10 protein-coding genes are annotated in these 25603 nt (G+C 71.6%); 2 read left to right on the top strand and 8 right to left on the bottom strand.

What is annotated here, in order from left to right; genetic code table 11:
* Nucleotides 1-147 precede the first annotated feature (147 nt).
* Nucleotides 148-1350 (bottom strand): lactonase family protein, encoded by a 1203-nt coding sequence (locus ACUKCB_RS00555; protein WP_473038481.1) that lies wholly within the window; start codon nt 1348-1350, stop codon nt 148-150.
* Nucleotides 1351-1529: 179 nt separating this feature from the next.
* Complete coding sequence (locus ACUKCB_RS00550) at nt 1530-1751, bottom strand: hypothetical protein (protein WP_473038480.1); 222 nt, start codon at nt 1749-1751, stop codon at nt 1530-1532.
* Between the two features lie 39 nt (nt 1752-1790).
* Between ACUKCB_RS00550 and ACUKCB_RS00545 the strand changes: the two genes are divergently transcribed.
* Nucleotides 1791-2267, top strand: a complete 477-nt coding sequence (locus ACUKCB_RS00545) for a globin domain-containing protein (protein ID WP_473038479.1) — start codon at nt 1791-1793, stop codon at nt 2265-2267.
* Between the two features lie 53 nt (nt 2268-2320).
* Nucleotides 2321-2971, top strand: coding sequence for a pyridoxamine 5'-phosphate oxidase family protein (locus ACUKCB_RS00540; protein WP_473038478.1), 651 nt, complete (start codon nt 2321-2323; stop codon nt 2969-2971).
* A gap of 36 nt (nt 2972-3007) precedes the next feature.
* Here ACUKCB_RS00540 and hrpA read toward each other — a convergent pair whose 3' ends face one another.
* The 6 genes from hrpA to ACUKCB_RS00510 all read right to left on the bottom strand — a co-directional run bounded on the left by hrpA (nt 3008) and on the right by ACUKCB_RS00510 (nt 25586).
* Nucleotides 3008-7063: an ATP-dependent RNA helicase HrpA gene (gene hrpA, locus ACUKCB_RS00535; RefSeq protein WP_473038477.1), complete on the bottom strand. Its 4056-nt coding sequence runs from the start codon at nt 7061-7063 to the stop codon at nt 3008-3010.
* 226 nt (nt 7064-7289) lie between these two features.
* Entirely contained in the window at nt 7290-13466 is a 6177-nt protein-coding gene (locus tag ACUKCB_RS00530; RefSeq protein ID WP_473038476.1) for a type I polyketide synthase, read from the bottom strand.
* A 35-nt stretch (nt 13467-13501) separates the two neighbouring features.
* Nucleotides 13502-16855 (bottom strand): type I polyketide synthase, encoded by a 3354-nt coding sequence (locus ACUKCB_RS00525; protein ID WP_473038475.1) that lies wholly within the window; start codon nt 16853-16855, stop codon nt 13502-13504.
* Complete coding sequence (locus ACUKCB_RS00520) at nt 16842-23309, bottom strand: type I polyketide synthase (RefSeq protein ID WP_473038474.1); 6468 nt, start codon at nt 23307-23309, stop codon at nt 16842-16844. The genes ACUKCB_RS00525 and ACUKCB_RS00520 overlap by 14 nt, the downstream gene beginning before the upstream one ends.
* Nucleotides 23310-23700: 391 nt before the next feature.
* The gene (locus ACUKCB_RS00515) at nt 23701-24957 is read right to left on the bottom strand and encodes a styrene monooxygenase/indole monooxygenase family protein (protein WP_473038473.1); all 1257 of its coding nucleotides are present in this window, start codon (nt 24955-24957) and stop codon (nt 23701-23703) included.
* A gap of 71 nt (nt 24958-25028) precedes the next feature.
* Nucleotides 25029-25586, bottom strand: a complete 558-nt coding sequence (locus ACUKCB_RS00510; RefSeq protein WP_191274943.1) for a GTP-binding protein — start codon at nt 25584-25586, stop codon at nt 25029-25031.
* Between the last annotated feature and the right edge of the window lie 17 nt (nt 25587-25603).

Here is a 25603-nt window from a genome sequence, read left to right as displayed (position 1 = left end):
GTGGTGCACTTCACTACGCCGTCGGGGTGCGGCTCCGGGTTCGTCTCCGACGGTCGGGAAAGCACAGGGGAACCGGCGTCCCTACCCGACACCGGGCATGCCTGCCCGGCTCCGCCGCGTCAGCGGAGGAGCCGGGCGGAGTTCTGGTCAGGCCCGGTCGGCCTCGGCTCTGCGGATCCTCTTGATGGGGACCGGGAGCACGCACACCGGCACCGGGACCCCCAGGCGGTGGCCGGTGTCGGCGGGAATCCCGGTGTCCGGGTCGATACGCAGCGACATCAGCTCGTCCCCGTTCTGGGCGGCGGCGACCAGGTGGTCCGGCTCGTCCCGGTGGCCACGCACCACGGTGAAGTGGCGGGGCCAGACGCCCACGGGGGTGTCGGCGAGGTGTTCCAGACGGGCTCCGCCGTCACGGACCGCGAAGGTGGAGACGACGTCGGCCCCCCGATTGGACACGTACAGGCGACCCTCGTAGGTGCTGGTCAGCGGTAGCGCGTCGCCCTCGGCGATCTCGCGCCCCTCGACCTTGAGCCGGTGCAGGGCGATCTCGGCGGGGAAGTTCTTCCCGGCGGCCTCGTCCGCGGTCGCGGTGACCGAGCCCAGGTGTTCCCCGGTACCGGAGACCCCGTCCCAGCGGACGACGTGCACCCGGGAGTCGAGCTCCCCCGCGACGTACACGTGGTCGCCGTTGACGACCGCGTGGCGAGGCCCGGTGCCCGGCGGCAGCGGAACCCCGGGGAAGGAGCCCTCCCGGGGCTCGGGAGCGTCCTCGGCGAGCTGCTCGGGGACGGGGCTGTAGTGGTAGGCGCGCAGTTCGTCGGTGCCCAGGTCCGCGGCGAGCAGGTAGCGGTTGCCGGGTTCGAAGGAGTCGAGGGCGACGGCGGTGCTGTGCGCGTGCGGCCCCTCCTGGCGTTCGGCGACCGGGCCGGTGCCCTGGTGGGCGAGTTCGAGGGTGGCCCCGGTGGGCGCGCCGTCCTCACCGGTGGACACGAGGGTCACCACGCCGTTGGCGTAGTTGGCGACGGCCACCTGGCGGGGTCCGAGGTAGCGGACGTGGCAGGGGGAACCGCCACCGGTCGACACCGAGCCGAGTTCGGTGAGGCGCGCGTCGCCGTGGACCCGGAACGCGGTGAGGCTGCCCTCGGCGCGCTCGTTGACCGCGTACACCGTGGGGGGTTCGGGGCGGTAGGCGAGGAAGGACGGGCCCGGGGTGCGGGCCGCCACCCCGCCGTCGGTCATCGCGCCGGTGCGCGGGTCGAACCAGACCCGGTGGATGCCCCGTCCCTCCCCCTGCGGGTCGGAGTCGGGGGTGTAGGTCCCCACGAGCAGGAGTCGTCGTGGTGTGTCCACCGGATGCCTCGTTTCCTTCGCCTGGGGCGGAGATTTGGTCTATACCACCGGCGGCATGCTACCGCCCTGACCTCCACCGGGAAAAGGATGCGTTCGCCCCTCTCGGGTCCCACACTCATGAGTCACAGAACTACTCATGAGTCACAAAACAGAAACCTCTGCACTGAGTAGTGCATCTGTTACAGTTCCTCCACAACAGCCCGGTACAGGGAGTTCAGGGCCGCCTCCGCCACACCTGCCCCGTTCACAGTGCCCAGGTTCTGCCCCAGAAGGGCGGCGAGGCCGCGAACGGACGGGCTGATCACAGGAGCCCCGCGCGCAAGCGCGTGCGACCCGCAGAAGAACCTCCCGGTGAGGGCCCCGTCGTCCACGGTGCCGGCGGGCGCGCGCCGCGTGCTCACCGCCCGTGGTTCCCCGCTCACCTGAAAACTGGACCCGCCTTGACCCTCCGTTCCATATCCGAAGTGCCGCTCCCCAACCAGGAGACCATCGATCTGGTCCGACAGTCGTGCGTCGACATCCCAGAGGGATCGACACGTCTGGCCAGATCCTTCTACGACAACCTCTTCGCCATGGTTCCCGAGGTGCGGGGCATGTTCTCCGCCGACATCAAACCGCAGCAGCAGCGCATGGCCGACGCCCTCCTGTCCGTGGTCCGCCACCTCGACTCCCCCGACGAGGTCGCGCGGTACCTGCAGCAGTTGGGCCTGCAGCACCGCCGGGAACTGGGCGTGCTCCCCGAGCACTACCCCCACGTCGGGCGCGCCCTGGTCCGCGCCGTCAGCGAGATCTCCCCCACCTGGTCGTCCTCGATGAGTTCGGCATGGGTGCTGGTCTACCAGTGGGTCACCGCCAACATGCTCGCCGGCGCCGAACTCGCCGAGGCCTCCCCCGCCGCGTCCCGGAGGGCGCACTGACGGCCGCCGGAACTCCGTCCCCGCACACCGCACACCGTCGAAAGCCTTCGTTCATGACACAGACCGACCCGAACCGCATGCCCGGAACCGAGGGAGAGCGCCACGTACAGGCGGTCATGGGCACGACCGACCGCGCCGACCGCTTCTACCGTGACCAGATGCTGGACCACCTCAACCCGGTCATGAAGGAGTTCATCGCACGCCAGGAGATGCTGTTCATCGCCACGGCGGACAGTCGGGGCGAGTGCGACTCCAGCTTCAGGGCCGGACCGCCCGGTTTCGTCCACGTCATCGACGACCGCACCCTCGCCTACCCGGAGTACCGCGGCAACGGTGTGTTCGCCAGCGCGGGCAACGTCGTCCAGAACCCGCACATCGGGCTGATGTTCCTCGACTTCCAGCGGGAGCGGATCGGCCTGCACGTCAACGGCCGGGTGAAGATCATGGAGGACGAGCGCCTGCGTCCCCACGTTCCGGGGCTCCCCCTGCCCCGGACACCGGGCCAGCGGGCCCAGATGTGGATGATGGTCCAGGTCGAGGAGGCCTACATCCACTGCCGCAAGCACATCCCCCACCTGCGCAGGGTCGGCGCCGACGAGTCCTGGGGCACGGACGACGCCCTGAGCAAGGGCGGTGACTTCTTCGCCGCCAAACAGGAGAACGAAGCCCGCAGAGGGGCGACCTCCGGCGTCGGGTACCCCTAGAGCGGTCCGCGGGCGGGGACGGTACCGGGACCGCCGTTACCTCCCCGCCTGCTTGACGGCTTCGAGTGCCTTCATGATGCGCTTGTCCGAGACCGGGTACGCCGTGCGCAGCTCCTGGGCGAACAGGCTCACCCGGTACTCCTCCAGCATCCAGCGCAGCTCGACCACGTCCGGGTCCTGGGCGCGGCCCGCGGGGAGCGCGCCCCGGACCTTCGCGACGGCCTGGCGCATCTGTTCGACCTTGGACATGTTGACCTGGTCGCGGCGCGGGTTCTCCGGAAGCTTGTTCAGCCGGTACTCGACACCGCGCAGGTAGCGGTGCACGTCGTCCAGGCGGGACAGGCCCGCGCGGGTGACGAAACCGTCGCCCACCAGGTCACCGAGCTGGCCCTGGACGTCGTTGAGGGACGGCAGGACCGCCAGGGAGGTGGTTCCCTTGACCTTCTTGGACACCTTGCGCCACAGCACCAGGATGCGTGCCGTCCTGTCCAGGATCTCGGCGAGGGTCTCCCCCAGGTCGGCGCGGACCCGGTCGGCGAGCCCGGCGAAGTCCTCGGCGTTCCACACCGGGCCGCCCTCGCGGGTGAGCAGGTGGTCGACGGCCGCGGACTCGGCGTCGGCCAGCATCTTCCTGATCGACCCGTGCGGGTTGTCGGCCAGGGCGAGCTTGTCCGGGTTGTTCAGGCCCTTGCTGACCGCGGTGGCCGGGGACGGGACCGTGAGCAGGAGCAGGCGCCGGGTGCCCGCCCGCATGGCGGCGCGCTGTTCGGGCCGGGTGTCGAAGATGCGGATGGCGACGCTCTCGCCCTCGTCCACCAGGGCCGGGTAGCCCTTGACCTTCGGGCCCAGGGCCTTGCGTTCCAGGGTCTGCTCCAGCGGACCGAAGTCCCAGGAGGTGATGCCCTTCCTCTCCACGCCCTTGGCCTCGGTGGCGATGGCCTCGCGCAGCCGCGGTTTGAGCTTGGCGCGCAGCTGTTCGAGGTCCTTGGACTCGGCGAGGGTGCGTTTGCGGTCGTCCACCGCCCGGAACGTGATGCGCAGGTGGTCGGGGACCCGGTCGAGCTGGAAGTCCTCCGGGCGGATGCGTTCGCCGTGCGCCATCACGGTGAGTTCGGCGGCCAGGGCCCCGGCGAGGGAGCCCTCGTAGGGCGTCAGGCCGCCCCGGGCGCGGGCCGCGTTGTCGGGGACCGGTACGAAGTTGCGGCGCAGCGGCTTGGGCAGCGACCGGATCATCGCGGTGATGAGCTCGTCGCGCAGACCGGGGATCTGCCAGTCGAAACCGGTGTTCTCGATCTGGTTGAGGAACTTCACCGGGATGTGCGCGGTGACGCCGTCGGAGTCGCTGCCCGGCTCGAACTGGTAGGTGAGCGGGAAGACGAACGCGCCCTGGCGCCACACGTCGGGGTAGTCGTCCTCGCTGACCACGTCCACGCCGTCGTTGATGAGTTCCTCGCGGGTGAAGTCGAGAAGCCCGGGCTCGGTGCGGCGGGCCTTCTTCCACCAGGAGTCGAAGTGGGCTGCGGAGACGGCCGAGTCCGCGACACGTCGGTCGTAGAAGTCGAACAGCGTGTTGTCGTCCACGACGATGTCGCGGCGGCGGGCCCGGTGCTCCAGGTCCTCCACTTCGTCGAGGAGCCTGCGGTTGGCGTGGAAGAACTGGTGCCGGGTCTCCCAGTCGCCCTCGACCAGCGCGCGGCGGATGAACAGCTCGCGGGAGAGCTCCGGGTCGATCCGACCGTAGGAGACCTTGCGCTGCACGACGATCGGCACCCCGTACAGGGTGACCCTCTCGAAGGCCATGACGGCGCCGCGTTTGCGCTCCCAGTGCGGTTCGCTGTAGCTGCGCTTGACGATGTCGGCGCCGAGCTCCTCGGCCCACTCCGGTTCGATCCGGGCGACCATGCGACCCCAGAGCTTGGAGGTCTCGACGAGCTCGCCGACCATGACGAAGCGGGGCTGCTTCTTGAACAGCGCGGACCCGGGGAAGATCGCGAACCGCGCGCCGCGGCCGCCCAGGTACTCGTGCTTGTCCGGGTCCTTGAGGCCGACGTGCGAGAGCAGCCCGGCCAGCAGAGACATGTGCACGTCACGCGGGTTGGCGGCCTCCTCGCGCAGCGGCGGGACCTCGATGTCCATGGTGCGCAGGACCTGCTTGAGCTGGCCGTGGATGTCCTGCCACTCGCGCACGCGCAGGTAGTTGAGGAACTCCTCGCGGCACATCCGGCGGAACTGGTTGCCGGACAGCTCCTTCTGTTTGTCGCGCAGATGGTTCCACAGGTTGAGGAACGCCAGGAAGTCCGACTCCTTGTCGGTGAACCGGGCGTGCGCCTGCTGGGCCTGCTGCTGCTTCTCGGTGGGGCGTTCGCGCGGGTCCTGGATGGACAGGGCGGAGGTGATGACCATGACCTCGGCCAGGCAGTCGCGTTTCTCCGCCTCCAGGACCATCCGGCCCAGGCGCGGGTCGACGGGCAGCTGGGCGAGGCGGCGGCCCAGGGGGGTGAGGCGGCGCTGCTTGGATCCCTTCCCGCCGTCGGCGGTGCGGTCCGCGGGCCTGGTGGTCTTGGTCTGCGCCGTTTCGGGCTGGAGGGCGCCGAGTTCGGCGAGGAGGTTGACGCCGTCCTTGATCTGGCGATGGTCGGGGCCGTCCACGAACGGGAAGGCGGCGACGTCGCCCAGGCCCAGTGCGGCCATCTGCAGGATGACCGAGGCGAGGTTGGTGCGCAGGATCTCGGGATCGGTGTACTCGGGGCGGGAGAGGAAGTCCTCCTCGGAGTACAGGCGGATACAGATGCCCTCGGACACACGGCCACAGCGCCCCTTGCGCTGGTTCGCGGAGGCCTGGGAGACCGCCTCGATGGGCAGGCGCTGCACCTTCGTCCGGTGGGAGTACCGGGAGATGCGGGCGGTGCCGGGGTCGATCACGTACTTGATGCCGGGGACCGTGAGCGAGGTCTCGGCGACGTTGGTGGCCAGGACGACGCGGCGGCCGCTGTGCCGGGACCAGACGCGTTTCTGCTCGGCCACGGACAGGCGGGCGTAGAGGGGCAGGATCTCGGTGCCGCGGAGCTTCTTCTTCTCCAGGGCCTCGGCGGTGTCCCTGATCTCGCGTTCGCCGCTGAGGAAGACGAGGATGTCGCCGGGCTCCTCGCGGGAGAGCTCGTCGACGGCGTCCAGGATGGCCTGGGTCTGGTCCTTGTCGGTTCCCGGCCCCGGGTTCTGCCCGCCCGTCAGCCCGCCACCACCCTCAAACGACGGCCTTCGGCCGCGGTTCTTCTCCTCGGGGTCGAGGATGTCGTCCGAGATGGGCCGGTAGCGGACCTCCACCGGGTAGGTGCGCCCGGAGACCTCGACGATGGGGGCGTCGTCGAAGTGGCGGGAGAACCTCTCGGGGTCGATGGTCGCGGAGGTGATGATGATCTTCAGGTCCGGCCGCTTGGGCAGGAGCTGTTTCAGGTAGCCGAGCAGGAAGTCGATGTTGAGGCTGCGCTCGTGCGCCTCGTCGATGATGAGCGTGTCGTACTGGCGCAGCATGCGGTCGTGCTGGATCTCGGCGAGCAGGATGCCGTCGGTCATCAGCTTGACGAGCGTGCTCTCGTTGGAGGAGTCGGTGAAGCGGACCTTGTAGCCGACCGTCTCGCCCAGGGGGGTTCCGATCTCGTCGGCGATGCGCTCGGCGACGGTGCGGGCGGCCAGTCGGCGGGGCTGGGTGTGGCCGACCGTGCCCATGACGCCGCGCCCCAGCTCCAGGCAGATCTTGGGGAGCTGGGTGGTCTTTCCGGAACCGGTCTCACCGGCGACGATGACGACCTGGTTGTCGCGGATCGCCTCGGCGATGTCCTCGCGCCGGGCGCTCACCGGGAGCTCTTCGGGGTAGCTGAGCTCGGGTACGGCTTCGCGACGCAGGCCCACGCGGAGTTCGGCGCGGTCGATGTCCCCGGCGATCTGCGCGGTCACCGAGGCACGGCGGCGCTCGTCACGGATCCTGGCGAGGCCGTCGATACGGCGGCGGAGCCGGTGCCGGTCGGCGGGCATGAGGTCGCGCAACCGGGAACGGAGTTGGTCCGCGGCGGGCGCGGGCGTGGTGGTGCTCATCAGTACTCAAGGTTAGAAGGGCCGACAACCGGTTTTCCCGGCGGGCACGGTTTCGGGTGCTGTTTCGGGCACGGGCGGCCGTGGCCCGGGGCCGCGGGCCCCGGTCACACCGTCGTAGGAACGTCCCGGGTGTGGGGTTTGTTCCGGTTCGGTGGTGTCCCGGCCGCACGGGGCGGTGTCCCCGCGGTGGGATCCGCCACGGGGGACACCGGGTCTCCGTGGGACGTCACAGGCCCCGCTCGGCGAGCCAGTCGTGCAGGGCGCGGCCCACCACGTCGACATGCCCCTCCAACATGGTGAAGTGGTCGCCGGGCACCCGCAGCACGTCGTGCGGCAACTCCCAGGTGAACGGTGGCACCGCCACTCCGTCGCGGTCGTAGGTGGGCTCCTCGGGGCGCAGGACGACGGTGGGGGTCTCGATGGCCCCGGGACGCCAGTCGCGGAACAGCCGCAGGTAGGCGCCCATCGCGGTGAGCCGGACCCCGTCCATGATCCCCAGCATCTCCCCGCGTTCCACGACGTTGGTCTCCAACGTGGGCATGGTCGCCAGGTCGGTGGGGTGGGGTGTGTCCATCAGGGCGGTCGCGCGGGGCGCGTGGCCGCGCTGTTCGAGGCGTTCGACCACGGCGTGGGAGACCCAGCCGCCGGACGAGCGCCCGACGAGGACGAAGGGGCGTCCCGCGGCGCACTCGACGACAGCGTCGGCGAGGACCCCGGTGACCGCGTCGACGCTCTCGGGGAGGGGCTCCCCGTCGGCGAAGCCCGGCTGCGGGATCACGTCGACCTCGCGCAGGCCCCGGACCCCGTTGGCGAACCGCGCGTATTCCTGGACCCCGGAGATCATGAGGACCGAGGGCAGGCAGATGAGTTTGGCCCCGTCACCATCCTTGGACAGGTGGACCGGTACCCGGGGCGCGTGGATGTCGTGCGGCCCGGAGAAGGTGGGTCGGATCCGGGACGCCGCCCAGATCAGGTCCAGCCCCTGGACGATCCTGCCCTGTTCGCAGGTGTCGACGAACAGTTCCACGAGGCCGCCCTCGGCTGAGGTACGCCGACGGGGGCGCTTCTGCGGACCGGTCTCCGTCCCGGTGAGTTCTTCGGCCAGGTGCGCGGCCAGTGCGCGGGGGGTGGGGTGGGCGAACGCCAGACCTGCGGGCAGCCGCAAGCCCGTGGCGGACCCCAGGTGGTTGCGCAGCTCGATGGCGGTGAGGGAGTCGAAACCCATCTCCAGGAAGGGCGTGTCCGCGGTGACCGCGTCGGCGCCGGTCTGGCCCAGGACCTCGGCGGTGCGTGCCGTGATGAGGGACAGCAGAACGCCCTGGCGCTGGTCCGCGGGGGTTCCGGCCAGGGTTCGGCGCAGGTCGTCGGTGGACGGCCCCCCGGTGCCGGCGCGGCGCCGGGGCGGGCGGACCAGTCCGCGCAGCATCGTGGCCACCTCCCCGGTCCGGGACGCCCTGGCCCGGGAGCCCGCGAGGTCCATGGGGACCGGCAGCAGGTGGGGGAGTCCGCCCTCCAGTGCGGCGTCGAACAGGGCCAGTCCGCGGCCGGTGGCGACCGGCCCCGCCATGCCGAGCCGGGCGTAACGGCTGATGTCGGCCTCGCCGAGTTTGGCGGTGTTCTCGCCCCGCTGCTGCCACATGCCCCAGGACAGGGAGGTGGCGGGCAGGCCGTGCGCCCGGCGGTGGTGGGCGAGCATGTCCACGAAGACGTTGGCGGCGCTGTAGTCGGCCTGGCCGGGGCTGCCCAGGGTGCCCGCCGCCGAGGAGAACAGGACGAAGGCCTCCAGGTCGGAGGTGAGTTCGTGCAGGTGCCAGGCCGCGTCGACCTTGGGCCGCAGGACGTGGTCGACCCCCTCCGGGGTGAGCGAGGTCAGCAGGCCGTCGTCCAGGGTGGCGGCCACGTGCACGACGGCCGTGACACGGTGCCGGGCCAGGAGCGCGGCCAACTGGTCGCGGTCGGCGGCGTCGCAGGCCGCCAGGGTGACGGAGGCGCCCCGCCCGGTGAGGGAGGACTCGAGCTCGGCGGCGCCCTTGGCGTCCGGGCCGCTGCGGCTGACCAGGAGCAGGTCCCGGACTCCGTACCGGTCCACGAGGTGGCGGGAGACCTCGCCGCCCAGGGTTCCGGTGGCTCCGGTGACCAGGACCGTCCCGTCACCGAAGGAGACGGGGACGGGGTCGCGGTCGGTACGGGCCAGCCTGGGTTCCAGGGCGGCCCCCTCGCGGATGGCGGTCTGATGCCCGTCGCCGGTCAGGACGGTGACGAGGAGGGGTGTGGTGCGCCCGGGGTCGTCGGTGTCGACTATCGCGAACCTTCCCGGGTGTTCGCGTTCGGCGGCGCGCACGAAACCCCACAGGGGGGCGTGCACGAGGTCGGGCACGTCCTCCTCAGGCCCGGTGGCCACCGCTCCGTGGGTGAGCACGACCAGGCGTGCGGTGTCGACGCGTTCGTCGGCGAGCAGTTGTTGGGCCTGCGTCACCACGTGTCCGAGGACGGTGTGGACGTGCCCGGGTGCGGGTTCGGCGGGGCGGGCCAGATAGGGCAACAGGATCCGGTCGGGCACGGGGGCTCCCGCGTCCAGGGCCCGGCTCAGGGCACCGGCGTCGGCGTATGCGCGCACGGTGTGGCCGGGTGCGGTGAGTGCGGCCCCGGTGTCGAGGATGTCCTCACCGAGCACCGCCCAGACCTGCTGTTCCTCCGCGGGGGCAGGCGCGGCCGCCGCCCACTCCACGTGGAACAGGTCGTCGCTCTCGCCGCGTGCGGCGGGCGTGCTCGCGGGGGCGCGCAGGACCAGGGAGTCGACGGTGGCCACGGCGGCGCCGGCGGTGTCGGCGAGGAGCATCTGGACCTCGTCCGTTCCGGTGGGGCGTACGAGGACCCGGAGCCGGGTGGCTCCGACGGTGTGCAGGGTGACCCCGCTCCAGGAGAAGGGCATGCGGACGCCGTCCCCCGGCATCCAGGGCGCGCAACCGATGGCGTGCTGGGCGGCGTCGGCCAGGGCCGGATGCAGGCCGAAGCGGGCGGCGTCGGCCCGTTGGGGTTCGGGGAGGTCGATCTCCGCGTAGACGTCCTCCCCCACCAGCCAGGCCGCCGCGAGCCCCCGGAAGGCGGGCCCGTAGGTGTACCCGATGTCCCCCATGCGTTCGTAGAGGTCGGCGGTGGGCACCGGAGCGGCCCCGGGCGGAGGCCAGGCCGTCAGGTCCTCTGCGGGCCGGGCGGGTTCGGAGGCCAGGATCCCTCCCGCGTGCTGGATCCAGGGGCGTTCGCCCAGGTCGGGTGCGCCTGGAGCGCTTGCCGCCCGGGCGTGGACGCCGAAGGTCCGGCGTCCCTCCGCGTCGGGGGCGTCGACCGTCACCTGGAGCTGCACCGCGCCCTGTTCGGGCAGGGTCAGGGGTGCCCGGAGCACGAGTTCCTCGACGTGGGGGCTGCCCAGCCGGTCGCCGACGTTCAGTGCCAGTTCGAGGAACGCGGTCCCGGGCAGGAGGACGGTCTCACCCGCGGCGTGGTCGACCAGCCAGGGATGGGCGTCCCGGGAGACCCTGCCGGTGAACAGGGTGGCTCCGGTGTCGGCCAGGGGCAGGGCGGCGCCGAGCAGCGGGTGCTCCTCGGTCTCCAGCCCGGCGGAGGCGACGTCCGCCGCACCGGGCGTTCCGGAGATCCAGAACCTCTGGTGGCGGAACGGGTAGGTGGGCAGGTCCACCGTCCGACGGGGCCGGTCGAACACGGTGTCCCAGTCGGGCCGGGCCCCGCCCGCGTGAGCCTCGGCCAGCGAGGTGACGAAGCGGCCGAGGCCGCCCTCGTCCCTGCGCAGGGTGGGCACGGCGACCGCGCGCGCCGGGCCCTCGGCGCTGGTCTCCTGGACCGGTACGGCGAGGACCGGGTGTGCGCTGGCCTCGACGAACACCGTGTGGCCGTTGGCCAGGAGGGATTCGGTGGCCTTCTGGAACAGCACGGGGCGGCTCAGTCCGGCGTACCAGTAGTCGGCGTCCATCGGCCGGTCCAGCACCGTACCGGTGACGGGTGAGTAGACGGGGACGCTCGGCTTGGTCGGCGTGATGTCGGCCAGCGCCTCGAGCAGGCTCTCCCGGACCGGTTCGGTACGCGGGACGTGCGAGACGACGTTCGCGGAGAACACCCGCGCCCGCACGCCCTCGGCTTCGTAGGCCGCCACGATCCGGTCGATCGCCCCGTGGTCACCGCCGACCACGGTGGTCCCCGGGCTGTTGACCACCGCCACGTGCAGGTCGCCGAACTCTGCCAGGCGTGCGCGGACGGCGTCCTCGCCCTGGGAGAGCACGGCCATCGCACCGTTGCCGACGAGTTCGCCCACGGCCCGGCTGCGCAGGGCGATGACCTTGGCGGAGTCCTCCAGCGACAACGCCCCGGCGACGTACGCGGCGGCCACCTCCCCCTGGGAGTGGCCGACCACCGCGTCGGGACGGATCCCGTACGAGCGCCACAGGGCCGTGAGCCCGATCATGACCGCCCACAGCGCCTGGGGGACGATGTCGACCCGGTCCAGGTCCGGTGCGCCCTCGCGACCGCGCAGGACGTCGGTCAGCGACCAGTCGACGTACGGGGACAGGGCCTTCTCACAGGCAGCGATCCGGTCAGCGAAGACCGGCGAGGAGTCCATCAGGTCGCGGGCCATGGCGGGCCACTGTGAGCCTTGGCCCGGGTAGACGAAGACGGTCCGGCCCTCGGTCGCGCGGCCACGGACGACGCCGGGCTCCTTGGTCCCCTCCGCCAGGGAGCGCAGTCGGCGCAGGAGGGTGTCGCGGTCGGCCCCGACCACGGCCGCGCGGTGCGCGAAGGCGCCACGGGTAGTGGCCAGCGACCAACCGACGTCCACGGGTTCGAGTCCGGGGTCGTCCCCGGCAAGCTCCAGCAAGCGCTCGGCCTGGGCGGTGAGCGCATCCGGTGTGTGCGCGGAGAGCACCCACGGGACCGGCCGCCGGTTCCGGGTCCCGGAGAGGGTGACCGTCGACTCGTCGGCGCCCTCGGCCGGTGCGCCGGGTTCCTCGGGCGGGGCCTGCTCCACGATGAGGTGGGCGTTGGTGCCGCTGGCGCCGAACGAGGACACCCCGGCCCGTCGGGGGCGGCCGGTCTCCGGCCAGGGCCGTGCCTCGGTGAGCAGCTCCACTGATCCGGAGGTCCAGTCCACGTGTGGAGTGGGCTCGTCCACGTGCAGTGTGCGGGGCAGGGTCCCGTTGCGGATGGCCTCGATCATCTTGATCACGCCGGAGACCCCGGCTGCTGCGGCGGTGTGCCCGATGTTGGACTTGAGCGAGCCCAGCCACAGCGGATCGCCGGCACGGTCCCGCCCGTAGGTGGACAGCAGGGCGTGCGCCTCGATGGGGTCGCCCAGTCTGGTGCCGGTGCCGTGCGCCTCGACCGCGTCGACCTCGGCGGCGGTCAGCCGTGCGTCGGCCAGCGCCTGGCGGATCACCCGCTCCTGAGCCGGGCCACTGGGCGCGGTGAGTCCACTGCTGGCGCCGTCCTGGCCGATGGCGCCGCCGCGCAGGACAGCGAGCACCCGGTGGCCGTTGCGCCGGGCGTCGGAGAGGCGTTCGAGGACGAGCATGCCCGCCGCCTCGCCCCAGCCGGTGCCGTCGGCGTCCGCGGAGAACGCCTTGCACCGGCCGTCAGGCGCCAGCGCGCCATGCCCGGAGAAGGACACCCAGGAGGAGGTGTCGGTGAAGACGGTGGCTCCCCCGGCCAGGGCGAGCTCGGTCTCGCCCGCCCGGAGGGAGCGCATGGCCAGGTTCAGCGCGACGAGGGAGGAGGAACAGGCGGTGTCCACCGTCACCGCCGGGCCTTCCAGCCCCAGGGTGTAGGAGAGGCGTCCGGCGGCCACCGCGGGCATGGCACCGAGCATCCGGTATCCGATGAGATCGGCGGACGACTCCTGGACGGGCGGGCCGTAGGTCTGGCCGACCATGCCCACGAACACCCCGGTGGGGGTGGCGCGCAAGGAGGCCGGGGGGACCCCCGCGCGCTCAAGGCCCTCCCAGGCGGTTTCCAGCACCAACCGGTGCTGCGGGTCCATGGCCAGGGCCTCGCGAGGGCTGATTCCGAAGAACGCGGGGTCGAAGTCACCCGCGCCCTCCAGGAAGCTCGCGGAGCGGACGTAGGTGCTCCCCGGTGTGTCGGGGTCCGAAGCGAACAGGCCCGCCAGGTCCCAGTCCCGGTCGGTGGGGAAGCCCCCGAGGGTCTCGCGCCCCTCGGAGAGCAGGTCCCACAGTGCCCCCGGGCTGTCGGCTCCCCCGGGAAAGCGGCAGCCGACACCGACGACGGCGACGGGCTCGTGGGCGCGCTCCTCCAGTTCGTCGATCCGGGAGCGCGCTTGGCGCAGGTCGACGGCCATCTTCTTGACCAGGTCGCGGAACTTGTTCTCGTTGGTCATACTCGTGCCACTTTCCGTGTACGTTCCCGCTCCGGTCAGGAGATCCCGAACTCCTGGTCGATCAGTTCCAGCAACTGGTCGTCGGTCGCCCCGTCCAGGCCCTGGTCCCCCTCACCGGAGCTGGACGCGTTGCCGAGGCGACGCAGCAGCACGCGCAGGCGCTCGCCGACCTCGTCCCGGGTTCTGGCGTCCACCTCGGTGACGGTGAGTGCCCTCTCCAACCGGTCCAGCTCCTCGAGGGCCGGGAGGGGGGCGGTCTCCGGAACCGCGGACAACTGCTCCAGCAGGTGTTCGGCGAGGCCCACGGGGGTGGGGTGGTCCAGAACGACGGTCACGGGCATTGCGAGCCCCGTGAGGGAGTTGAGGCGGTTGCGTAGCCGGACGGCGGCCAGCGAGGTACCCCCGGCGTCGAGGAATCCGCGCCGCAGCTCCACCGACTCGGGCCCGGGGTGGCCGAGTTCCGCGGCGGTCTCACTCCGAACCAGGGAGAGCACGGCGTCCTCGCGTTCGGTGTCCGTGAGTCCTTCGGGCAGCTTCCAGAGCGCGGCCGGAGCGGCCTCCGGTTCGGGTACGGACGTCGGCGCGACGGCGGGCACGACAGGGGACGCGGCGCGGGAACGCCAGTAGCGCTGACGCTGGAAGGGGTAGGTGGGCAGGTCCACCGCGCGGGCCTGGGGGCCGAAGACCTCGGACCAGTCGGGGGCCACACCGTGGGCGTGGGCCTCCGCCAGCGAGGTGAGGAAGCGGTTCATGCCCCCTTCGTCCCGGCGCAGGGTCCCCAGGACCGCGCTCTCCCCCGCACCGGCTGCCTCGGCGGTCTCCTGAAGGGCGATGCTCAGGACCGGATGCGGACCGGCCTCGACGAACAGGTCGTGTCCGCGGTCCAGGAGGGATTCGGTGACGTGTCGGAACCGGACCGGTTCGGCGAGGTTGCGGTACCAGTAGAGGGCGTCGAGTTCGCCTTCCCGCACGGGCTCCCCGGTGAGGGTGGAGTACATGGGTAGGGCGCAGGATCGGGAGGCGACCCCGGACAGCGACGTCAGCAACTTCTCCCGCAGGCGTTCGACGTGCGGCGTGTGCGAGGCGTAGTCGACCGCGATCCTGCGGGATCGCACACCCGCCGCCTCGTACTCCTCGGCCAGACGGTCCAGTGCCCCGGGCTCTCCGGCGACGACGGTGGCGTTGGGGCTGTTGACCACCGCAACGTGGAGCGGTTTGCCGCCGATGTCCCCGAGGACCAGCTCCTCGGGCCGGGCCACCGACAGCATCCCCCCGGTTCCGGACAGTTCCAGCACGGCCCGGCTGCGCAGCGCCACCACCTTCGCGCCGTCCTCCAGGGACAGCGCGCCCGCGACACAGGCCGCGGCGACCTCCCCCTGGGAGTGTCCGACCACGGCCGCGGGGCGCAGGCCATGGGCGATCCACAGGTCGGCCAGGGCGACCATGACCGCCCACAGCACGGGTTGGACGACGTCCACCCGGTCCAGGGAGGCCGCATCGGGCTCACGGCGCAGGACAGCGCCCAACGACCACTCGACGTGTGGTGACAGCGCCTCCTCGCAGGCGGCGATCCGCTCGGCGAAGAGCGGCGACGACCCCAGCAGGTCCACGGCCATGTCGGCCCACTGGCCGCCCTGCCCCGGGAAGACCAGGACGGGCCTACGGTCGGCGGCCGCCCTGCCGAGGAGCACCGCGGGGTCGGGGCGACCCGCGACCAACGCGTCCAACCCGTGGAGGAGGTCCGCGTGCCCCCGCCCCACGATCACGGCGCGGTGTTCGAAGGCGCTGCGTGTGGTCGCCAGCGACCATCCGAGGTCCACCGGATCCGGCACTGGCAGGGTCTGGACCCGTTCGCGCAGACGGGCGGCCTGGTCTGCCAGGGCCGCCCCGTTCCGTGCGGACAGCACCCAGGGCAGGAGACGGCCGACGCGGCCGGTTCCCGGTACGGACTCGGAGCGCTCCCCGCCTCCGGCTGGGGCGTGTGCCCGGCCCGCGTCGAGGAGCCGGGGCACCTCGGGGGCCTGTTCCAGGACCAGGTGCGCGTTGGTACCGCTCATCCCGAACGAGGAGATCCCGGCGCGGCGGGGGCGCTCCGTGTCCGGCCAGGGGCGCGGCCGGTCCAGGAGCCGGACGGTGCCCGGTGACCAGTCGACGTGGCCCGTGGGTTCGTCGGCGTGCAGGGTCCGAGGCATCGTCCCGTGGTTCATCGCCAGCACGAGCTTGATGAGCCCGGCCACCCCCGCCGCGGCCTGGGTGTGACCGATGTTGGACTTGAGCGAGCCCAACCACAGCGGCTGGTCCTGGGCGCGTCCGTGCCCGTAGGCGGCCATGAGCGCCTGCGCCTCGATGGGGTCGCCCAGTCTGGTGCCGGTGCCGTGCGCCTCCACCAGGTCCACGTCGGCCGGGGTGAGCCGGGCATCGGCCAGCGCCTGGCGGATCACCCGCTCCTGAGCCGGGCCGTTGGGTGCGGTCAGGCCGTTGGAGGCACCGTCCTGGTTGACCGCCGTACCGCGGATCACCGCCAGCACGGGGTGCCCGTTGCGGCGGGCGTCGGACAGGCGTTCCAGCAGTACGGCGCCCACGCCCTCGGAGAAACCGGCACCGTCCGCGCCGGCGCCGAACGCCTTGCACCGGCCGTCGGCCGCCAGGCCGCGCAGGTGGGTGAACTCGGTCAGGGTCCCGGGGCCGGACATGACCGTCGTCCCGCCGGCCAGCGCCAGGGAGCACTCACCCGTCCGCAGCGCACGGACAGCGAGGTGCGTGGCCACCAGGGAGGCCGAGCAGGCGGTGTCCACCGTCATTGCGGGGCCGGTGAGCCCCAGGGTGTAGGAAAGGCGCCCGGAGAGGACGCTCGTGGTGTTGCCGGCCATCGCGAACCCGTCTCCGGGGGCGTCCGGAAGCAGCGGCCCGTACTCCTGGGGGATGGCACCGGCGTAGACACCGGTGTCCGAGCCCGCCAACGAGGTCGGCGGGATACCGGCCCGTTCGAAGGTCTCCCAGGCCACCTCCATGAACAGGCGCTGCTGGGGGTCCATCGCCTCGGCCTCGCGAGGTGAGATACCGAAGAAGGCGGGGTCGAAGGCCGCGACGTCGTCGAGGAAGGACCCCTGGTCCGTCGCGGACCGCCTCTCCCCTCCGCCCCGGCCGAGGAGTGCGTCGACGTCCCATCCGCGGTCGTCGGGCAGGGGACCGATGACCTCGGCGCCCTTGTCCAACAGGTCCCAGAGGTCCTGGGGGGTGTCGATGCCGCCGGGGAGCCGACAGCCCATCCCCACGATCGCGATGGGCTCGGCCGACCGATCGACCTGGTGGCGGAGCTGCTCGTTCTTCTTGAGCGCGGACCGCAGGGCCTCGACCAACTGCGCGTTCTGATCGTTACCGGCAACCATCAACCGTCTCCTCCTCAGCCGCGGAATCCTGGCCCTCAGCACCCAGAGCCAGCCTCAGGAGACCGGCCACGTCCATGTCGTCGATACCGCTGGCCCCGTGTCCGTCGTCCCCGGACCCCGTGGATTCGGGGACGGCGGGTGCCTGGGCGGCGGGGCCCGCGGAAGTCAACCGCTCCGCCAGGAACCGGGCGAGGGAGCGCGGGCTGGGGTGGTCGAACACCGCGGTCGCGGGCAGCCCCACCCCCAGGGACCCGGTCAGACGGTTGCGCAGTTCGACGCCGCCCAGGGAGTCCAGGCCCAGTTCCCGGAAGGGTCGGTCGGCCGGGATTCCCCGGCCGTCGCCTTGGCCCAGGACCTCGGCGGTGTGTGTACGCACCTCGGTGAGCAGCCGCCGCTCACGTTCGGGGCCGGGCAGGGCGGCCAGTTCGTCCGCGAGGGCTCCGCCCGGCGCCGGTTCGGCCGGAGCGGTGCGCCCTGCTGGGGTGTGCACGGCGCCCGCCCCCTCCGGTGCTGTCGTCGACGCGACCGCCTCCGGGGCCGCCGGTGCCGGATGCGTCCGGTATTCGGCGACCTCCCGCAGAACCGGCAGTTCGGGGCCTTCGGTCTCGAGCAGCGCGGGGACGAAGGTGCCCCGTTCCAGGTACAGCGCGGCGTCCAGTTTGGTCAGGGCCCGGTCCGGCGGCATCGGTCGCAGGACACCGCCCGCGGTGGCCGCGTCGCGGTCCTCGCCCGGGCCGAGGTCGTCGGGGTCACCCCACAGCCCCCACGCCAGCGCGATCGCGGGCAGGCCCCGCTCCCGCCGGTGGTGGGCGAGCGCGTCGCAGAACACGTTCGCGGCCGCGTGGTGCGCGCGCCCCGGGTCACCCAGGACACCGCCTGCGGAGGTGAAGAGCACGAAGGAGCCCAGCGGCAGTTCAGCGGTGAGCTCGTGCAGGTTCCAGGCTGCGTCCACCTTGCTCCGCAGGACCTCCTCCAGCCGCACCGGGTCCGCCTCGAGGATCCCGGCGCCGTCGACCACATCGACGGCGTGCACGACGGCGCCGAGCGGCCGGTCCAGCCCCTGGATCAGACGTTGCAGCGCGGCCCGGTCGGCGATGTCGCAGCGGTGCACCTCCACCCGGGCCCCGAGGTCGCGCAGTTCCCCGGTGCGCCCGTCCTGGCCGTCGGCGCCCCGGTGTCCGACCAGGGTCAGGTGGCGGACGCCGTAACCACTGACCAGATGTTTGGCCACTCGGTGGCCGAGCGCGTCGGTACCGCCGATGACCAGAACCGTCGCACCCTGGGGAAAGGGCTCGGGAAGGGTCAGCACGGTCTTGCCGACGCTCCCGCCCCGGCGCAGCTCCCCGAACGCCTCCTGGGAGTCCCGGATGTCGTGTTCGTTCACCGGAAGCGACCGGACCGAGCCGGATTCGAACAGCTCCATGATCCGACCGAGCATCTGCCCGATCCGGTCCAGGTCAACGTTGAGCAGGTCGAGAACCGCATAGTTGCGCCCCGGGTACGAGGCAGCCACCTCGGCCTCCGAGCGCACGTCGGCGCCGCCCAGCTCCACGAACCGTCCTCCCGGTCCGGCGCCGTCGGACGGCGCGCGCAACAACCGCAGAGAGGCGTCAACGAACTTGCCCGTGAGCGAGTTCAACACCACGTCCATGCCCCGGCCGTCGTTGGCCACACGCAGGGCGTCCTCGAAGTCCAGCGTTCGGGAGGAGGCGACGTGCTCCTCCGCCAGGCCGAACTCCTCCAGAACCGCCGTTTCGTGCGGGTCCGCCGTGCCGAACACCCGCGCGCCCATGTGCCGGGCGAGCTGCACGGCGGCCAGTCCCACACCTCCGGCGGCGGAGTGCACCAGGACGCTCTCCCCCGGGCGTACCCCGGCCACGTCGACCAGAGCGTGGTAGGCGATCAGATGGGCCACGGGGATCGCGGCCGCCTCCGTGAAACCCCACCCCTCGGGGATCGGCACCAGACCGCGCCCGTCGGCGACGGCGATCGGCCCCAACGCCCCGGGGAACACCCCGGTGACCCGGTCACCGACGTCGAAGACGGAGTCCGGCCCGGTCTCCAGGACCACCCCGGCGCCTTCGATCCCCATACCGGTGTCGGGGGACCCGATCGGGGCCGTGCCACCGCCCAGCGTCCCGCTGTCGGGCGTTCCGTTCCCGGAACGTCCGGCGGCCAGGTCACGGCTGACCGTCCTGTCCCGGTGGTCCACCCCGGCGGCACGCACAGCGATCCGCACCTGCCCAGGGCCGAGTGGGGCGGCGGCGTCGGAGGCCTCCCGCAGGACCAGGTCGTGCAGGGACCCGGGTTCCTTGGTACCCAGCCGCCAGACGGCGGCGGGCGGCACCGGCCGCTGGTCGTCGGCCGCCGGAACCAACCGCGGCACCAGGACGTTGCCGGACCGCAGCGCCAACTGGGGCTCGCCCGAGCGGACCGCGCCGGGCAGGGCCCGGTGGGAGCTCTCGGAACCGTCGGAGTCCACGAGTACCAGGCGCCCCGGGTACTCGCGCTGAACCGAGCGCAGCAGCCCCCACACGGGGGCGGCGGCCAGACCGCTGAGCCGGTCGTCCGGACTGGTCGCCACCGAACGCCAGGTCACCATGGCCAGGCGGGCGTGGGCGAAGCGCTCGTCGTTCAACCAACCGCGCACGGTCGCCACCGCCGAGTCCAGCCCTTCGCGCACCGCAGCGGGCACGGAGTCGTGGTCCGCGTAGACCGCGGGGGCGGGGAGTTCGGCGTAGACCACGTCCGGGACCGGGACATCGGTGTCCAGCGTGTCCACGGAGGGCAGCTCCGAGGGCACGTCCTCCTCGGCCTCCGGTGCGGGGACGGGGTCCCAGCGCAGCCGGTAGAGCTCGGGCTCCTCCCCCGGCGCGGGCGGTAGCGTCCGCCCCTCCACCGGGCGCAGGGACAGTTCGTCGACCTCCAGCACGGGTGTACCGGACCGGTCCAGAGCGGTGATCCGGTAACGGTCAGCCCCCAGGGGCTCCAGACTCACCAACAGCTCGGCGGGTACGGCGCCCCCGCGCACCCGGACCCCGTTCCAGACGGCGGGGACCAGAGGCGGCCCCTCGGAGCACGCGCCGAACAGCAGAGCGGCGTGCAGAGCCGAGTCGAGGAGAGCGGGGTGCACCCCGGTCGGAGTCAGTTCATGGCGCTCCGGCAGCGCGACCCTGGCCAGCAGGGTGTCGCCCATCAGCCACACCTGACGCATGCCGCGGAAGAGCGGGCCGTGTGTGTATCCGCGCCGAACCAGGCGCGCGTAGGCCTCCTCCGGGTCGAAGCCCACCGCCACCGCTTCGGGGGGCGGCCAGTCCGCGGCGCCGGTCCGCCCCACGGTGTCCGGGGCGGGCGCGGACCCGGGTTCCGGAACCGGAGCGTCGTGCGCCTCGTCGGGTGCCAGGGTCCCCGAGGCGTGTTCGGTCCACGTCCCGGACCCCGGCCCGCGCGCGTGCACACTCACCTCACGGACACCCTGCCCGTCGGCTCGGCCCACGGTCACCTGGACCTCGGTGGCCCGGCCCCCACCCGGCAGCACCAGCGGCTCCCCGAGGGCCAACTCGGCGACGGCACCCGCGCCGACCCGGGCCCCCGCATGCAGCGCCATCCCCACCAGCGCGGCCCCGGGCAGCACCGTGCGACCCAGCATCCGGTGGTCCAGTACCCACGGCTGGCGGGTGTCGTCGATTCGTCCGCTGAACACGGTACGGCCGTCGACCAACTCAACACCCCGGTCCGGCAGGGGCTCCGGGTGGGCCCTGGGTGCGGGCGATGGACGCACCCTCGGCTCGTCCGGCCAGAACCGCTCCCGCTGGAACCGGTAGGTGGGCAGGTCCGTGCAGCGCGCGCCGGTGCCCTCGAACAAGGACGCCCAGTCGACGTCCACCCCGGCGGTGAACGCCCTGGCCGCCGCGGTGAGCAGGCGCGCCTGGTCGCCCTCGCCGCGCCGCAGGGTCTCCAACACACGCCCGGGGACCCCCTCTTCGGCCAGTGTTCGCCGGATACCGAAGGACAGCACCGGGTGCGGGCCGACCTCGATGAAGGTGTGCCGCCCGGAGGCCGCCAGCGCCCGGACCGCCGGGGCGAACAGCACCGGGTTGCGCAGACCCGTGTACCAGTACTCGGCGTCCAGGTCCGGGCCGTCCTGGCCCAGCTCGGCGCCGGTCTGCGTGGAGAAGAAGGGGATGCGCGGCCTGCGCCAGCGCACCCGCCCCAGATAGGAGGCGAGCCGGTCGCGTACACGGTCCACGTGCGCCGAGTGGGAGGCGTAGTCCACGTCCACCAGGGACCCGTGCAGCCCCTGGTCCACGCACCTGCGCACCGCCTCTTCCACCGAGCTCGGGCCGCCGGAAACCACCACGGCCCGCGGTCCGTTGACCGCCGCCACGTACAGGTCCGGGATCGCCTCGGCCAGCTCCTCGGCTTCCTCCGGAGAGATCCCCAGCGAGGCCATGGCCCCGCTACCCGTCAGCGCCGTCAGTGCCCGACTGCGCAGTGCGACGATTCGCGCCGTCTCCTCCAGAGTCAGCGCACCGGCCACGCAGGCGGCGGCCAACTCGCCCTGGGAGTGGCCCACCACCGCCGAAGGGCGCACCCCCAGCACCGACCACGCCCGTGCCAGCGACACCATGACCGCCCACAGCACCGGCTGGACGACGTCCACCCGCGCCCCCTCGCCCAGCAGGGGTGGTGCCTGCGGATCGCCGCGCAGCACAGCCGTCAGCGACCAGTCGACATGCGGCTCCAGTGCCCGTTCGCAGGCCCAGATCCGTTGCGCGAACGCCTTGGCCAGCACGCCTTCGCCCGCCAACAGGTCACGGCCCATACCCGCCCACTGGCCGCCCTGGCCCGGGAAGACCAGGACCGGCCCGGGGCCGCCGGTGTCGGGTTCACCGCCCTGTCCGTCGAAGCGGACCGACTCCAACTCCCGCATGTCGTCCCCGCCCGAGGCGAAGACCACCGCGCGGTGGTCGAAGAGGTCCCGTGTGGTGGCCAGGGACAGCCCCACGTCCTGGGCCCTGGTGCCCTTCCGCGAGGACATGTGGGCGTGCAGGGTCGACGCCTGGGCGCGCAGCGCCGCCTCCGAACGGGCCGACAGCACCCACGGGACCGGGTCGAGCACCCGGGTGCCGCCGGTGGACGCGCCGTGCTCGGCCGAAGCCTGTTCGGTCAGCGGCGCCGGGCCAAGAACCAGATGGCAGTTGGTGCCGCCCATCGCGAATGCGGACACCCCGGCGAACGGGGTGTGGCTCGGCCACGGTTCACGGCGGGTCTGTACGGCGAGTCCCCAGGAGTCCAGGTCGATGTCCGGGTGGGGTTCGGCGAAGTTGAGGGAGGGAGGGAGGGTCTGGTGGTCCAGGCTGAGCACCGTCTTGACCAGACCGACGATGCCCGCGGCGCCCTCCAGGTGGCCGATGTTGGTCTTGACCGAACCCACCCTGAGCGGTTCGGTGCGGCCCTGTGCGAACACCGAGCCAAGTGCCCGGGCCTCCACCGGATCGCCCACCGGTGTGCCGGTGCCGTGCAGTTCCACGTAGCCGATCCGGTCCGGACGCTGGCCCGCGTTCTCGTGAGCGGCCCTGATGACCGCCTCCTGCCCCTCCGGAACGGGCCGGGTCAGGAACTCGCCCGTACCTGAGTGGTTGACCGCACCGCCGTGGATCACCGCGAGGACCCGGTCCCCGTCGGCCAGGGCGCGTTTGAGCGGCTTGAGCACCACCACGGCTCCGCCTTCGCCGCGCACGTAACCGTTGGCCCGGGCGTCGAAAGTGTGGCAACGCGCGTCCGGTGAGAGCCCACCGAACCGCGCGACGGCCTCGGTGCTCTCGGGGACGAGGATGAGGCTGATGCCACCGGCGAGCGCCATCTCGGACTCTCCCCGGCGCAGGCTCTCCACGGCCATCTGCACCCCGACCAGGGAGGAGGCCTGCCCGGCGTCCACGGTCAGGCTGGGGCCGCGCAACCCGAGGGCGTGCGAGACCCGGTTGGCGATCATGCTCCGGTGGGTGCCGGTGAGACTGTGCCGGGTGATGGCGTCGGGGCCACCACGATCGTGGAGGAGGGCGTGGTCGGATCCGATGGTGCCGGTGAACACCCCCACCCGAGCACCGCGTAGGGAGCTCGGAGCGGTCCGCGCGTTCTCGACCGCCTCCCAGCTCAGTTCGAGCATCAGCCGCTGGTGGGGGTCCATCGCCAGTGCCTCGCGCGGGGAGATTCCGAAGAAGTCGGCGTCAAAACCGGCCACGTCGTCCAGGTAGCCGCCCCAGCCGGGGCCGCGTTCGGCGGGGGCACCGCCCAACCGCTCCGGCGGCGGCACCACGGCTTCACGCCCTTCGGAGAGCAGGCGCCAGAAGACGTCGGGGCTCTCCGCTCCGGGCAGTCTGCACGAGACCCCGACGACGGCGACGGGTTCCCAGGTCTCTGGGACAGGGGGGCCTTCCGCTCCGCCACTCACGATCGCGCCTCTCACTCTCGACTGCCCTAACCCGGCCTCTCCAGGCGGAGGGTCTCCCGCCCCTGCCAGGGGGCGCCCCGGGTTCCCGTGCATCTGCACAGAACAGCACCGTTTCGGGGAGTGAAAACGGACTCCATATCACACTTGCCCGAAACCAGGCTCCAGGGGACGACAGGAACCATCACACCAAAGACCATTCAGGACTAACAGGCACCAACCCGGAAGAGCGTAACGCTTGCTCATAACCACTGACAATGGAGGGTTCTTTTTCGGACAGTGGATTCGGTCCACGCAACAGCCGTTTCACGAAGGCAGCCCCGAAGCAGCAGCGGGCCCGGCACCCTCAGGAGGTACCGGGCCACACAGCCGTAAACATCAGGGGCCGGTCGGTTCAGTCGCCGTGGCGCGCCTTCACCTCGTCGATGTAGGCCTGCGCAACCTCCCTGTCGAACAGCCAGTTCTTGTAATCGGAGGGGCAGTCCCAGCCCTGAATCCAACGGTCGGCGATCTCCTGGTACTCCGCGGCCGCCATCATGACGTTGGTGACGTGTTCCGGGAGGTCCTGCTCCCACATACTTCCCGCGAACTCGGCCCACATCTGGTTGTCCTGACCGAACTCCCAGAACCGGTCAAATGCCCTGACCAGGAAAGATTCATCGAACTTCTGGTCGCCGTGCTCCAGAATGCTCTCCAGGTACGCCTCCGCACAGCGCGTGGAGTTGTTCCAGCTCTGCCCGACGAAGGGGTCCATGGTGACCACCACGTCGGCCATACCCAGGACCTTCCCTCCCGAGGGAAGGGTGCCCACCGGGTTACGGACCTGGGGAGAGAGATCCTCCACAAGGGTGCTGTGCCCGTCGATCAGCACCGCGTCCTTGGCTCGTTCGAAGAAACCCGGGGCGTGCTTGCGCATCAGGTCCTTCATCCGGCGCAGCTGCTCCTCGGCGCCCGGACGGTCCGGCCAGGCGTCCATCGGCCCGCCCTTCTTGTCCACCATGAGGATGTTGTGGGCCGGCCCCTCCTGGGTGAGGATCGGGATGAAGAGGATGTTGCCGGCCTCCTCGGTGATCGACGCCCACCCGATGTTCTCCGACTCACCGGGATCCGGCCACAGGTCGTAGACGTAGGCCTGGGCGAGGGCGCGGGGCCGGGTCCCGCTGAACCGACTGCTGTCGTAGTCGAAGAGCTGGCCGAGCTCCCCGTGGCCGACCGCGACGATGATCAGCTCGAACATCCTGGAGAAGTAGTCGAGGTCGGTCACCGTGACCCCGTGGATCACGACCTTGCCGCCGCGGTCCTCGAAGAACTCCAGCCAGTCCGCCATCTTGACCCGGCGGTCGACCGAGACCGTGTACCCGTTGCCCGGGTGGGAGCTGCCCTGCAACGCGGTGATGGGATCACCTTGCCGGTACATGAACAGCTTCTGTTCACGGATCTGGGGTGAGAGCGCACTCCAGAAGTCGAGGTCGAACTTGCGCTCGTACTCCAGGGCCGTGGGGAAAGTGAACTGGGAGATCGACGGCTTGGCGGTCCTGATCTCCGGCGAGGACTGCCCCGTGATCACCGTGACGTCGTAGCCATGGGTCAGGAGCCCGTGGGCCAGGTGCAGGCCGGCGTGGCCCGCGCCGACGATAAGGATCTTGCGCATTGTGTCGCTAACTTTCCTGGGGAATCTACGGGGCCGTGGGGAGACCAGGGGGTCCAAGGGCTCCCCACCCGTCAGGCGACGGGCTCGCTCGCTCGGTTGTGCTCGAGCGCGTACCGCAGCAGCGTCTTGAGCACGTCGCCGCCAGACGTCCTGTGCCTGGCGTCGAAATCGATGATCGGGACCTCAGGACTGACCTCCAGGGCCTCGCGGACCTGTTCGGAGGTGTAGTCCAGACGTCCCTCGAACTTGTTGAGCGCCACGATGTAGGGGATGCGCTTGTTCGTCTCGAAGTAGTCGACGGCGTCGAAGGAGTCCGCGAGCCTCCTGCAGTCGACCACGACGACGGCGCCCACGGCGCCCCGGACGAGATCGTCCCACATGAACCAGAACCGGGCCTGGCCCGGTGTGCCGAACATGTACATGACCAGTTCGTCGTCGATGGTGATGCGACCGAAGTCCATCGCGACGGTGGTCGTCGTCTTGTCGGGTGTGACCGAGGTGTCGTCGTGCCCGACACTGGCCTCGGTCATGATCGCTTCAGTCGTGACCGGTGGAATCTCCGACACCGAGCTCACCAAGGTCGTCTTGCCGGCACCGAAGCCGCCGGCGATGACGATCTTGCTCGACATCTTCTTGCGATTCGACC

It is taken from the genome of Nocardiopsis moroccensis (assembly GCF_055763695.1).
The sequence above is the reverse complement of the archived record's forward strand: the minus strand, read 5'-3'. Positions and strand labels throughout refer to the sequence as shown.